The organism is Paenibacillus sp. 11B (assembly GCF_030487755.1).
GTDB lineage: Bacteria > Bacillota > Bacilli > Paenibacillales > Paenibacillaceae > Paenibacillus > Paenibacillus vandeheii.
The window spans coordinates 82,611-96,608 of sequence record NZ_JAUKNS010000011.1 but is presented as its reverse complement, the minus strand read 5'-3'; the positions used below and the strand labels follow the sequence as shown (position 1 = coordinate 96,608).

Here is a 13,998-nt window from a genome sequence, read left to right as displayed (position 1 = left end):
TGAAGACAACTAGATACCACTAGAACTGATACTAAAACTTTGGAAATGACTTAACAGTGCGCAGAATAGTTGTAAGTTCATTGTAGTTATTAGATTTGGATAGAAAGATCATTTCAATATTTTTTCTCCACACCCAAACAGCAGTTGGGAGGAAAATTGCGAATAAGGCCAATGGGACAACTTTATCTATTTCAGTCCAAACAAGATTTTTAGTTACACTAGCATTCCAAAAAGGCAATATAAATGTTGCAAAAATGGCAATAGGAAGCCAGCGTTGTTTCCTTATGGAGTCTCCTTTATATGAGTAATATTGGATTAGATTATCAATGTTAGTGTGGTTAAATCTATTGTTTCTCAAAAAGTAATAAACTTCATCACACCTTAAAGCAAAAAGAATCTCTTTATCATATGTAAATTTTGATTTTCCAATGAGGTACGATAGTTCCTTATATTCTGTTCGAATGTAGTTTCGTGAAGATTGAATTGTGACTAAGTGAGATAAAAGAGTAATTGTACCTAGGCATAATAAGAGGATCCCGTAAAAGTAACTAGATGAGTAATCCCATACAAAAATAGAAGAATGTAAAGTAGAAGTTGTGCCATGAGTAACGAACAAGATAATACAAATACCACCTCAAATCTACGGGCGCGCTGATTAAAAAGTTTATTTCGTAGAGTTAATTCCTCGAAACAGATTTTGTAAATCTGGTGTTTTAATTTTTGATCAGATACAGAATGTCTATTCATTAAATCACTCCTTTATAAAGATTTTATCGGAGCGTCCCTTTGATTCGTTTAATTTTCAAAATTATTTTTAGATAGTATTTTTTATTTTAGAACAATGAGTATGGCTGAGAACCTATTTACAAATATATTATTCGACACAATTATACAAAATAATTGAATTCGTTAGAGTATAATCTACTATAAAGTGTAAATTACACAGATCTAATCAGTGTTTCTTACATAGTTTTTTATCTTAAGTGAGGAGATGATAGAATGTCAGCCATACTTCCTCAAACCAATGATCATCTTTATTTTATTGATAAACTAGTAGTTATAGTTAAGGTTTTTCTTGATTTTCAATTAGCTAAAGTTCGATACCTTAATTCGACCGAAACATTCATTGTTGATATTAATGTTTTAAAGCTAACTGCTGATCATCGTAGCTCAATTTCAATAAATCTATTAGGAGTGTGAAGATTGTGATCTTAAATTACATAGAAACTCCATTGGATGGGAAGTCATGGGAAGCTCTAATAAATTCATGCTATAGAATGAAATTTCAAGATGAGCATTTCACTGAAGTACCAGCAGTTCATGGAGGGGATGCAGGTATTGAAGGGTTTACTCGCCAAGGTAGAGTGTATCAGTGTTATTGTCCTGAGCGTGAATATAGTGATGATGATCTTTACAGTCATCTAAGAACTAAAATGAGTAATGATATTAAAAAGTTGACTAATCTGACATATGCTAAAAGGTTAAAGGAGCTTGGAGTTCCTAAAATTAAAGAGTGGCATTTTGTGATCCCACGATATAAGGATGCAAGAATTGTCACTCATGCAGAAACAAAGCGTCAAGAAGTGCTGACCCTAAAAATATCTGATCCGGAAAGTTATGATTATATTGATGATGAATTTATCGTTGTGATTAAGCAAGCTGAAGATTTTAAAGTGGAGATTTCCAGGATTGTTAGGACTACTTTATCTGATATGAAACTTAATATTGCCATATATCATACAAGCACCCTGGATTGGTCTGAATGTGATTCAGAAAAAGTGAATAATATCAAAAGAAAGGTTAAAGCAGTGATGGGAGATATCGATGAATCTGATGAAGACTATATTGAGGTTGTAGGTATTTACATAGATTCATATATGAAAGGGCTTGAAATTTTAAAGATCCTAAGAGTTTCTTATCCAGAAATATATGAAGATATATATGTGCTAGAACAGGCATATAAAAGGCAAGTATCAATGAGAACCAAAATGAATACCAATAGTTCGATAAACGCACAGCTTTTTGACGAGATTATGAAGGATTTTCAACAGAAATTAGAGCAACAGTTTACATATCTTAACCTTGCATCAGTAATGGAACTGAGGAACGATCTTGTAAGTGGTTGGCTTGCTGATTGTTCAATGCAATTTAGAAGTAGGTGATTATATATGGAGAAACGTTATCTCATCGCAGATGAAATCGTATTTGATGCTAAACCTGATGCTGTACCTTATAATTACAGAATAAGTTATAAAATGGCTCAACTTTGCTTGATTATGGATATATGTAGTCGTGGAGGATGTTCATTGTTAAAACTACATATGATTTCCATAGGACTAAGTACAAAACAAGACATGCAAAACTTAAAGAGTATAGCGTATGATAGCTTAACAAATTATGCAGTAGTTAGATTTGACCCAGCTGTGAATCATGCTATCCGTTATGCAACAGCAGATGGATTGGTATATCAACAACAAAATGGTTTGTTTAGACTAACTCCTACAGGCAGATCCTATGCGAAAAAAATCATTAAGGAGACAAATTTAATGACTGAAGAGAAAAGTTACTTATCTTCGTTATCGACTATGCTTACTGAGGAAAAAATAAAAAATCTCACTTCTCTTTGGAGGTATTCTGGTGCTGAGGATTAAAAAATTAAAAATTGATATTTCGACTAGTAACGGCTTATATGGGTTTGAGACTTCGTTTAATGAAGGTTTAAATTTTATAGCTAGTGAAGATAACACTCGCGGGAAAAGTTCTATTATAGCAGCGATCTACTACTGTCTTGGATTTGAAGAGATTATCGGGGGAAAGGGCGAAAAGGTATTAACTTCGGTTTATAAGAGCTCGATAGAAGATGGTGATAATATCTATCCTGTCTTAGAATCAGGTGCATTTCTAGAAATATCTAATGGCCAGGAAACAATAACGATATACCGATCAGTCAAAATGGAGAACCGAAATCATAAATTGATTACTGTATTTTACAGTGGGATTGACAGAATTAGTAAACCAGATGTGCTAAGAGAAGATATGTACGTACATATGCAAAACTCGGCAGTAAATAAAAAGGGTTTTCATAGTTTTTTAGAGGGGTTTTTGCATATAGAGTTGCCTTTAGTTCCGGCAACTGATGATGCGACCAGAAAACTCTATTCACAGTTAATATTCTCGGCAATGTTCATTGAACAGAAGCATGGATGGGCTGATATTTTATCTGGTATGCCAGTTTTAGGAATTAGAGAATCTAAAAAACGTGTATTAGAATTTATTATTAACTTGGATACCTTAGAAAATGAAAAGAAAAAAGACTATCTACGAACGAGAGAAAGTAGTATCAGAGACGAGTGGGGCACGATAATAAAGGAAATTATTCTTCTTTCAGGTAGAGAGTCATGCACTACACATAATATTCCCGTGCATCCCAAAATCCTTATGGATGAAGAAGTTTTAGGAATGAGTATAAAAAAAGAAGATATCAGACTTAATGAATATGTGGATATTTTAAGGGAGCGATACATTCAATTATCCGTTTTGAAACCTAAAATTATAGATAATTTTGACGAGATTCAACAAGAACTCAATGCTACGGAAATATCTATTGAGGAATTTGAAAGGGAAATCTATAAGAATAGGTCTTTATTGCATTCGGAAAACAGTAGCATAGAAAAAATAACGAATAATCTTGAGATTATTGAGGCTGATATCAGAAATAATAAAGATGCTGCTAGACTGAGAGATTTAGGTTCAGAAGTAAGTCTAATGACATCTGAAGATATTTGTCCAGTATGCCATCAAAGTATCCAAGATACTCTAATTCCTAATTCGAGTGATATGAAATTCATGAGTGTTGATGAAAATATCAGACACTTAACTGCACAAAAAGAGATGCTGGATTTTGCAAAGAATAGCCACTTGAGAAATAGCGCTACTTTGAAAATGAGAAATAATCAATTAGAAAATGGGTTGTTCACACTTCGTAGTCTGGCAAAATCTTTACGTAATGATCTATATTCCATCAACGAAAATATCTCTGAGACAGTTATTCATAAGAGACTACAACTCGATTCTGAGATCACTAGTTTGGATCGGTTAAATATCATTTTTGGTAATCAAAAAATTAGACTGGTCGAGTTAGCAAATGAATGGCAGCTGATTATGGATGAGAAAGCAAAGCTTCCAAAGAAAAAACTTACTGAATTAGATGAAAAGAAGATAAAAGCTTTGAGAAACTATTTTGTCACTAACTTAACTGATTTTGGATATAAGAGTGTATTTAACTTGAACACAGTCGAAATTTCATTAGACTCATATTTGCCCGTTATAGAAGGGTTTGATATGAAATTCGACTCATCAGCTAGTGACAATATCAGAGCAATATGGGCATTTGTAATAGCGTTGCTACAGACATCGAACAGTCTGTCAGGGTATCACCCTGGGGTGTTAATCTTTGATGAGCCGGCCCAGCATAGTATTATGATGAACGATGTGGAAAAGTTCTTTACTCGTATCATTGAATTGAACAATTCACAAATTATCGTGGGTATCACTATAAAGGATATTGAGACTCGAGAAGCCTTACAAAGGTTACCTGCTACAAAATATAAATTAATCAATATTCCAAACAAAGCGTTCCGAAAAATTTCTGAACTAGACAAGAAATAAGTTATTTCTAGATCTCTAATTTAAAGCAACAGAAACCTGTATTTGGGTCTGCAATTATGTTAAACGCCTATACAAATTATGAATAATTGTCGATAAATCAGATAGAACTAACAAATATATACCCGTGATAAGGTATAGCCCTCTTATATGGAGGGCTATACCTGTTGTGAAGTGAGAATAAACGTGTAGGTTTAGAATCAGTAACTCAATTTTTTATTTCGAATGGTGGGGGAGTCTTTAGATGACTATTCAGAGAGTAAAGATAACACATTGGAGATCCATCGGAGGGGATCCAGGAGTTGAACTTGATTTAGGGAGAATTACGGTGCTTTCAGGAGAGAATGATTCCGGAAAAACAGCAATTTTATTGGCGCTCTATGGAACTATGAAATCGTTTCGTAATAGTCACGATGAATTTTTAGTAGAGAATATCTATCTTGCAGGTAGTAAACATCAAAAAAGTAACGGAGATATTGTAGATGAAAGTCAGTTCAGTGTAATAACGACTCTACCAACGGAGGTGAAAAGCCATGTGATTAATCAGTTATCTCAAACCGTAGTATCGAAGATACATCATCCTGAACTTGTCGAGAAGTTATCATATTTGTTCAATAATTTGATGATGTATAAGTATGAGAACACAAATCTAAAAAAAAGTAATGATCCTTTTGGAACTGAAGGTAAGTTATCATTTGATGAATCCATTGAAAGAACTTTTTTAAAATTATTAGATAAGTACTATCATGATATTAATGAAGTTGGAAGCTTATCAAAATTATGCAATTGGATCTCGGCGACAGTAAGATCTGGAGGAGAGTTTCAGTATAGAAGTTTCTTTATCTCGCCTAATCGAAGCTATTCTCCTCACCTCAAAGAAATGAAATCTACAAAAGAAGACGCTTTCTATTTAGGCTATAATGTCTCTGAACTTGTAGGGTTTATCCAAAAGATTAGAACAGAGGAGATGATGCGGAAAGGTTTATATAAGAGACTGCTGCATTATGTGAAAGTGTTGTTCCCCGATGTTATTTCAATTTCAACCAATATTCCGGCAGGAATGGACCATCATGATGTTTTTATTGAGTGGAACAAGAACGGAATAGTAAAGAATCAACCGTTGACTCGTAGTGGATCTGGTGTAGTTAGTGCCGTATATTTAGCTGGACGTCTGTTATCTGGTTCAAATCATCAAACAATAGGTTTCATTGATGAACCGGAAACGGGCATGCATCCCAAACTGCAAGTACGATTTTTAAAACTGCTAAGAGAACTCTCCGAAGACTTCGAAATTCAATGGATTGTATCAACGCATTCTCCATTTATTATGAAGAATTTAAAGGACAAGGATCGCTTGTATCTGGTTCAACATGATGGATCGGAAACGACAGCTAGAGCGATTGAACCACATGACAAATCGACGGTATTTCAAGCAATTGGTGCATATCTACCAGATACAATCTCATCAAGAGGGTTCGTTTTTGTTGAAGGGACGACAGAAAGTACACTACTGCCCTTACTATTGAAAAAGTGTGAGATGGATATAGAACAAGAAGGACTCGTGATTATACCCATGGGTGGAGAAAATATATACAGTATTTCACCATCGGACCTGACCAAAATACATCCGAAAGCCATGGTTATTTTAGATAGTGATCTAGTCAAACCATTGAGTTCAGGTGGAAACTTAACGAAGAAAAAAATAGATTACCAACAAGAGTGTTATAAATACGGAGTAGAATGTTATATTTCAACGGATTATCGTACGATTGAAAACATGTATCCTGTGCGTGCTTTATTTAACGTTCTCAACATATCGGAAGAAGGAGTTGGCGATGATCCCTTTATGGACCTCTCTCCTTGGATTACAAATAAAATCAACTTAGCCATAAAAATGGCGGAGGTCATAACCCCTGAGGAAGCATCGGATTTTCCGTTCGTTAAAGCGATTATGCAGTGGTGGGAAAGAGATCATTAGAAACGCAAAACTTTGTAATCTCGCGTAGTAAGAAGGAAGGTGTCTAGTGAATTTTGAAATTACGGACGAAATGATGAATGTCATCAGAGCATGGGATTCATGTGTTGCGATGGATGCAACGGGTGCTAAATTTGAATATATTTTTATCCCCACTAGCCTTGGGCTGGTGACGCAAGTCAGATGTGATGTATGTAAACGAGTACTGGATTTATCGGATAATCTTTAACGTCCATAAAACAAAAAGCACTTTTGGAATGTTGTGTCGTACAATTCCAAAAGTGATTTTTCTGCTGTAGGACGTATTACATTTCTTTCAATAGAAGGGCATCTTTAATCAAACGATGAACCACTTCAAGTTCTTTACTGGATAAAGATAATAGGGTGGTATCTATCTTCTCCATCAGATCTGTTTTAGATTTATTCATCGCATCTCGCTTCTCATCCTCAAGTAATTGAGACGGCACAATACCGAGCGAAATTGCAATCTTATCCAGAGTCTCTATCGTAATATTGACTTCCCCGCGTTCAATTCTCCCTAAGTAAGATTGATCTATTCGAAGTTGTTCACCTAGTTCTTCCTGAGTTAGTTTTCTTGCTTTGCGATATAAACGGATTTTTTTACCTACTTGTAAATATATATTGGACATTCATGCCACCTCTATATAAGAGTAGGTAAGATATGACCTGGAATGAAGAATATTCAACTACTTAATTCCAATTGTAATTAGGTGTTAAATATCCTAAAATGAGATTAGCATATGATTATAAGGAGAATACAACTATGAGCCAACAACAAGTAATTGAGAATGTGCTGCAATCTAAAATGCGTGGGAAAGTGACCTACTTAGGAAATGTATCCGCGGCTTCAGTGTTACAAATGACATATGTAAAACCATATGATCATCCTTCAGGCAAAGGTTATCAACGCCCAGTAGATAGTAAACGATGTAATGATTTCGCATCCTATCTCTCCAAAGGAGATGATGCACTCTTTACTCCAATCATATTAAATGGTGAATCTCATTGGGAGTTTGTCGCTTATGACAAAACAAGACCGCATGTCGGACGATTGCTTTGTAAAGACAAAGCCTCTTTAATGGATGGCCAGCATCGTGTGGGTGGAATTAAACGATATACACAGGACACCAATTCAGAAATCGTTGTTCCCTTTTTGGCCTTTCATTATTTAGATGAGGATGAAGAAATTATCTTGTTTGACGTCATTAACTCCAAAGCTAAAGGAATTGGCACTTCACTGAGTAAATATCTACACCGTAATTCGGACGAATTGAGTTGGATTTCTACCCAGCTCATTACTCGTGGAGATAGTCCATTCCATTTTATTGGTACAGTGACGGGAAAGCGAAGTGTGGGCCGGCATGTTACTCTTCAGAATTTGTACAAAGTGATTGAATTGTTGACAAAGTCTGAACCAGTCTCGAATTTAAGTAAAGATGAAAAGCTGAATCTAAGCCTCATCTATTTTAACTACATCAAAGAGCAATTCAATATGGAGTGGCTTAACTATAAAGAATACCGTATCACTCACATTGTTTGTCTTCATGCATTAGCGATTACAGGATCTGAGATTCTGAAGGAATTTGTTACGAAGCAAAAAGGAAAAGCAGACTATTCTTTTATAGAGAAAAGCGTCCGGAAAATGAAGAATACCGTATGGGCTGCAGAAGGTCCTTTAAAGTATTTGAAAGGAATTAGTGGCTCTCGAATTCTCGCACAAGATTTAATTGCTGACATATTCACCAAAAAGTAAAAGCTGGGGGAACTGAAATGTATCTGATACGCTTGAAGCCCTATTCAGACGAATCACTTTCTAGTTTTTTGAGTCGATTGGCTTACGCTAATGGGGTATCCTTAATCCAGTTACTTAAAGATGCTTCTAGTCAAGATTATACGTTGCGTACAGATAGGATCTATCTCATTGATCAATATCCCAGCCTTATTTTAGATATCAGCTATCTATCTAAACGGACTGAGCTAGATAAGGAGGAGATTTATAAATTAACCTTCTTTTATGCAATATCTAAATTTGTTCATAGTAAAAAGGAATCTCATTCACGGGTAATGAGAGGATTAATTCGAAAAGATTTTTGTTATTGTCCTCATTGTCTAGATGAGGCGAACTATTTACGTTTGCAATGGGTAATTGTGGGACGGGATATATGCCTAAAACATCAATGTCATTTGAGGCATACTTGTCTAAAGTGCCACTCTTCGCTTCAATGGAGTGCACTCTTGGCTGGGAACTGTTGTCCACTATGTGGTACCTTTTTAGGAACGTTACCCGGGCATAAAGAGCAGGTCGAGATCGATATTTCTGAGCAACAATGGTTAGAACGTCAATGGGGGTACCTCTTGGAATGTAGTGATGCATCTTATTCTCCAGAGAATGTAGCTCAAAAAATAATGTACGTCATTCATCAACAATCTCCTCATCTCTCTCTTCGCGATGCTTGTAATCAATTGAAAATAGATCATCAAGATTTATTACAACAAATTCGTGGAACTCACACGATAAAACGAAGTGTCCATATAGCGACATTGTTAAATTTCCTCTCTCAAACTACTACAGATATTTCATCATTTCTATCCAATGAATTACCACTACATTGGTCAACATATATAGAATCCAAAGATGTAATTGCAATTGACCAGGGGGCTACTTGTATAGCTCCTTGGTGTACCTTTGACCCATGTAAAGATCAATTATGTGATACCGGAACATCGTATAAAAAACTGAAGAATAACCGAGTAAGACGAAAGTATTCATTTTGTCCACAATGCGGATGTACTTACTATTTTGATGAGCAAGGGCAGCAAAAAGAAAAGGATGGATATATTGAAGCGTTTAATACGTTTCAGGAAGAGTGGAGGCAGCTGACACCTGAACATTGGAGGGGGTCTCTCAAACATATCGCTTTCTTTAGAACTAGAATTATTTCAACAGTTGACTCGTTAGTAGATCAAACATTGCTGAACCGATTCCAACAAGCGGTGCTACAGCATATGACTTTAAACCATATCAAGTCGTGGTCATGCTGGAAGTCGGAAAGTCACTATCTGATGTATAGATACCATATTACGATTCTAAGATTAAAACATAACCTGAAAAAGTCTCTGGGCCCTCAATTGAACTTCACTCTTAAACGTAAAGAATTAATGGACGCCGTTAAACAAATAAAAATACGAAATGAAAGCATTACACTACGGAATATAGCATTACGTATTCATATTTCAGTTGCAACGCTAAGATCCTGGAAAGAAGGGTACGATCTGTACCTTGAAGCTAAGAGGCGGCAGGTCTCTGAAGTACATCAAGCAAGAACCTCTGAACTATATATCCAGATCAAGAAATTACTCTCTGATCATCGAGGCAAAACACTAATGATAAAGGAAGTCTATGCCCATTTAAATGTAAGGCAATCATATTTAGTAAAAATATCACCCGATGTGACATTTTTTATATCCGAGGCTGTTCGAGTCCATAATAATCAATCATATCATTGTGGAAATGAGAAATAGGGAGGACGGAAGATGTTCAATCAACCCGTTCGAAAGATTAAGCCGAAAACTAAAGGGTACCGTGGTAAAGAGCCATTTTTAAAAACAGGTGAGATGATCCCGTGGGAAAGTTTTTTGGAGAGGGATTATATTAGACTCGCTGATTATGATTTAGACGTACAATTGATCTTTGCTCAAAATATAAAAATCACGTACATGTACGATGGGAAAATTAGAGAACATTACCCAGACTTTAAGATCATTACGTATGATAATCAAGTTTTTGTTGTTGAAGTGAAACCGAATCGATTTGTATTTGAAAAAAATAATCCCATAAAGTATCTAGCTGGCCGAGCCTACTGTGAAGAAAGGGACTGGACTTATATCACTATTACAGAAGATGACATTCGCCCAGGATATTTGCAGCCTAATTTATCTTTGTTACGTGGATTGGGAATGGAAGAGGTACCTTCACATGTACTAAACTTCGTTTTGGCTCAACTAGAGAAGGTAAACGTAAGTACGATTGCTGAACTCCGAATACTTTGTGCAGGGTTAACTGAAGAACAGTATTATAGTGCGATTTATCAGTTGATTTATTTTCAAGAAGTTCATAGTGATTTAATATCTACCCCAATCACGGATCTTTCCCAAATCGAATATAGGGAGTGACAGACGTGTTTATTACACTAGATTGTGGCACTCAATTTAAAATAGGTAACACCGAGTTTGAAATTAAGTCGATTGTAGATGATAAAACGTTTGAAGTATTTAACAAAAATTATCGTATGACAGAACGAATTACCCTAAAGGAACTTCATGAGTCCTTTTATACAGGCGATGAGACGAAGAAACTGAGATTTTATGTTGAGGATGATTCCGATGAAACAGCGAAATGGGATATGGAAAATCATACGCCTCTTGAGAAGCAAGACATGGATCGAAAGTACGCCATTATTCAACCAATTATTGAAGGACGTGTCCAGAATGTTAAGGAGTACGTTGATAACTATCCTACGGCCTTATTACCTTCTTCTCAAACTAAACTATATAAATCAACGGTTTATCGTTGGATCAAAAAATATAGCCGAAATGAAAATAAACTATCGTTGCTTCGGGCTGCAATGGGTCCTAAAGGTCGTCATATTGAAACCGAAAAGATGGAGTTTTTACGAGATTTTATTGAAGAGTTAGATAAGAAGGCTGAAACACAAACTACGAGAAATAAGTGGCTTTTGTATAAACAGGAAGTTATTGAACACAATGCTTTTCGCGAAGAAAAACAACAACTATCCATACTTTCCGAATCCACGTTTCGCAGGCTGTATAAGGAAATGCATGATCCTCGACCTAGACAAATTCAAATTATGGGTATTGCGCATGCCGACTTAGCTCAGAACGGTGTCCGTAGTTCGTTCATAGCGGAACGGCCTCTTCAATATGTAGAACTGGATTGGACTCCGCTTGACTACATTATTGTTAACTTTGATACAGATGAGACATACCGGCCTATTGTGATGTATGCCGTTGATAAATATACAGATATGCCCTTAGGTTATATTGTTATTTTCAAAGAACAACCCAGTGCAGGAGATTGGAAACAACTTTTACTTCAAATTATGACACCGAAAACTAATATAAAAGAATTATATCCTCGAGTCCAAAAGGAGTGGTCAGGGTACGGAAAACCACAAACGATTATTATGGACAATGCCTCTGTAAATGATTGTGAGGAAGTTAGTGAAGTTTGTGGGGCCATCGGAATCGGGTTGCTTTTTAACGAAAAAGCATCAGGTCATCAGAAAGGCACTGTTGAAAATGCGCTTGGGAAAATAAATCGTGTTTTTCATGCCTACAGAGGGACCACTTTCTCCAATTTCCAAGAAAAGGGTCATTATAATTCAAAGAAAAAAGCATGTGTAGATATCAATAAGTTACATGAAATGATTCATATAGTGATCGTAGATTTAGTTGCTAACAAATATAATCGTGGCGTAGGCGGTATACCAGAGGATTTGTGGAATGAGGCGCTTAAAGATTCAAAAATCAGGCGTCAACTACCACAACAGAAAGAGTACATTGAATTGTTATTTGCCTCAAGTTCAACCTATCGGACTATAGGGCCAAAAGGAATTGAACTTCAGGGTCAATTTTTTAATAGTGTACCGTTAAACGAACTTCGATTGATGATTCAAAACACAGGAGGTAATAAGAAAGTTCGTGTACGATACGGAATGGACATGAGACATATTTATGTATATGACGAGAAAAATAAACGATATGTCCTAGCCTATTTAAAATTGAACTCCAGGTTAATGAGGCACCATGTTGATTTCAATTATCCGATACATGAAGAACATCTTGCACAGTTGTGTTATGTGAACAATCGGGACGCAAACGAGTTCCTTCAAAATCAAGAACATGTCACAGATGCACTAACCTCACTTGAGGCCATTGTCCAAGAAGGAAATCAGGAATACAAGCAGACGAAGCGTAAAAGAAGAAGAGAAGACGTAGAGAGGTCTAAGGAATTCAGTGCTATATATGGCGTGGGGAACAAGGCCGATTCTATCCCTCATGATACAAACGTAGTTCTAGTGAATCAAGAAGAGGCGGATCGGATAGCGGAACACCCGTCGAATGTATTGGCTCAACTTCCAGAGGATATATCTGCTACCAAGATCATAGAAGAGGAAGCACTGGATAAGTTCGATTTTGAGCAAATGAATGCTTCATGGACAATAGAAAGGAAGTTAAGATAATGGCTGAATATAAACGTCTTGGTGGAATACCAGCTTCGAGACAAGATATAAAATGGAGAAAAGAACATGTCAAAAGTATGATCATTCATTATCCCCAGTACAATGAAACTCTTGAACTTTTGGAAGATATCCTATATCACGCTGAGGGAAGCGTGAATCCGGATCAGCTTTTCATCTATGGGCCAACGGGTGTGGGCAAAAGTACAGTTACAAGAGAATTTACGGATCGTTACCCAATCGAACAAGTCAATGATTCTCAAAAAAAATATAAAAGAATTCCTGTTCTTCATATGAAAGTCCCTCCTAAAGCTACACCGAAATCGTTAGCATCAAAGATTTTGCACAAAATTGGCGATCCGTTTTACAGTCAAGGAACGGAGATTCAACTAACTAGTCGAATACATCATTTTATAGAAGAACTCGAAATAAAGATGATTATCCTGGATGAGTTTCAGCATTTAATTGATTCAGATACAGAACATGTACTCGCAACAGCAGCCAATTGGGTTAAAACTTTCTCTGAAGAGAGTGGAATCCCTATTGTTTTATGTGGGATGCCCAGTTCCATTCATATTTTCGAAAAGGAAGAACAATTAGATCGAAGATATGCATCAAAATTAGCTATAGAGCCGTTCCACTATACGACTCCAGAGGAACAACTCCTATTTCGGGCATTTCTAAACAAAATTGAAAGTGGCTTACCCTTTCCAGATCGATCTCATCTGTCGGATGTTCGGATTGCAGATAAACTGTATTATATTTCACTCGGCGTTCCGTTTTATATTATGAAGTTGCTTGAACTGGGAACTGAGATTGCTCTGAAAGATGGAGAAGATAAGATTACCGAAGTTCATTTTCAAGAAGCACTAAGCCGACTCAAACAAGTTTCACGTCCATTCCGTACTAATCCATTTAATATCAAGCAATTTGTTTTAGATGAAGAGTTATCTCAAGAAAAAAAACGTTGGGTTAGAGAAAAAGAAACTGTAGAGGGTAAACGCAAACGGAGAAATTAACGTAAGGCTTTATTCGTCTTTAACATTGATCAATCAAAGTTATCCACTCTAAGTGTAA

At 36.0% G+C, this 13,998-nt stretch carries 12 protein-coding genes; 11 read left to right on the top strand and 1 reads right to left on the bottom strand.

What is annotated here, in order from left to right; genetic code table 11:
- The first annotated feature begins 999 nt into the window (after positions 1 to 999).
- The 6 genes from Q0V21_RS31750 (at position 1,000) to Q0V21_RS31725 (ending at position 6,869) form a co-directional block, all read left to right on the top strand.
- Positions 1,000 to 1,200, top strand: a complete 201-nt coding sequence (locus Q0V21_RS31750) for a hypothetical protein (protein WP_301882462.1) — start codon at positions 1,000 to 1,002, stop codon at positions 1,198 to 1,200.
- A gap of 5 nt (positions 1,201 to 1,205) precedes the next feature.
- Positions 1,206 to 2,162, top strand: a complete 957-nt coding sequence (locus Q0V21_RS31745) for a hypothetical protein (RefSeq protein ID WP_301882461.1) — start codon at positions 1,206 to 1,208, stop codon at positions 2,160 to 2,162.
- Positions 2,163 to 2,168: 6 nt separating this feature from the next.
- The gene (locus Q0V21_RS31740; protein WP_301882458.1) at positions 2,169 to 2,651 is read left to right on the top strand and encodes a helix-turn-helix domain-containing protein; all 483 of its coding nucleotides are present in this window, start codon (positions 2,169 to 2,171) and stop codon (positions 2,649 to 2,651) included.
- Positions 2,638 to 4,668, top strand: coding sequence for a coiled-coil domain-containing protein (locus Q0V21_RS31735; protein WP_301882457.1), 2,031 nt, complete (start codon positions 2,638 to 2,640; stop codon positions 4,666 to 4,668). The genes Q0V21_RS31740 and Q0V21_RS31735 overlap by 14 nt, the downstream gene beginning before the upstream one ends.
- A 241-nt stretch (positions 4,669 to 4,909) precedes the next feature.
- Positions 4,910 to 6,643: an ATP-dependent nuclease gene (locus Q0V21_RS31730; RefSeq protein ID WP_301882456.1), complete on the top strand. Its 1,734-nt coding sequence runs from the start codon at positions 4,910 to 4,912 to the stop codon at positions 6,641 to 6,643.
- A gap of 46 nt (positions 6,644 to 6,689) precedes the next feature.
- On the top strand, positions 6,690 to 6,869 hold the full coding sequence (locus tag Q0V21_RS31725) for a hypothetical protein (protein WP_301882454.1): 180 nt from the start codon (positions 6,690 to 6,692) through the stop codon (positions 6,867 to 6,869).
- Between the two features lie 76 nt (positions 6,870 to 6,945).
- On the opposite strand, the gene Q0V21_RS31720 is transcribed toward Q0V21_RS31725, so the two are convergent.
- Positions 6,946 to 7,290: a helix-turn-helix domain-containing protein gene (locus tag Q0V21_RS31720; protein ID WP_301882453.1), complete on the bottom strand. Its 345-nt coding sequence runs from the start codon at positions 7,288 to 7,290 to the stop codon at positions 6,946 to 6,948.
- A gap of 134 nt (positions 7,291 to 7,424) precedes the next feature.
- Here Q0V21_RS31720 and Q0V21_RS31715 point away from each other — a divergent pair, with 134 nt between their 5' ends.
- The 5 genes from Q0V21_RS31715 to Q0V21_RS31695 are packed head-to-tail and all read left to right on the top strand — an operon-like array spanning position 7,425 to position 13,940.
- Positions 7,425 to 8,414 (top strand): DGQHR domain-containing protein, encoded by a 990-nt coding sequence (locus Q0V21_RS31715; RefSeq protein ID WP_301882451.1) that lies wholly within the window; start codon positions 7,425 to 7,427, stop codon positions 8,412 to 8,414.
- Between the two features lie 17 nt (positions 8,415 to 8,431).
- Positions 8,432 to 10,183 carry a TniQ family protein gene (locus Q0V21_RS31710; RefSeq protein WP_301882449.1) on the top strand — a complete coding sequence of 584 codons (1,752 nt, stop codon included), beginning with the start codon at positions 8,432 to 8,434 and terminating at the stop codon, positions 10,181 to 10,183.
- A gap of 12 nt (positions 10,184 to 10,195) precedes the next feature.
- The gene (locus Q0V21_RS31705; protein ID WP_301882448.1) at positions 10,196 to 10,834 is read left to right on the top strand and encodes a TnsA endonuclease N-terminal domain-containing protein; all 639 of its coding nucleotides are present in this window, start codon (positions 10,196 to 10,198) and stop codon (positions 10,832 to 10,834) included.
- A 5-nt stretch (positions 10,835 to 10,839) separates the two neighbouring features.
- Positions 10,840 to 12,924, top strand: a complete 2,085-nt coding sequence (locus tag Q0V21_RS31700) for a Mu transposase C-terminal domain-containing protein (protein ID WP_301882446.1) — start codon at positions 10,840 to 10,842, stop codon at positions 12,922 to 12,924.
- Complete coding sequence (locus Q0V21_RS31695; RefSeq protein WP_301882445.1) at positions 12,924 to 13,940, top strand: TniB family NTP-binding protein; 1,017 nt, start codon at positions 12,924 to 12,926, stop codon at positions 13,938 to 13,940. Before Q0V21_RS31700 ends, Q0V21_RS31695 begins: the two co-directional genes overlap by 1 nt.
- Positions 13,941 to 13,998: the final 58 nt, after the last annotated feature.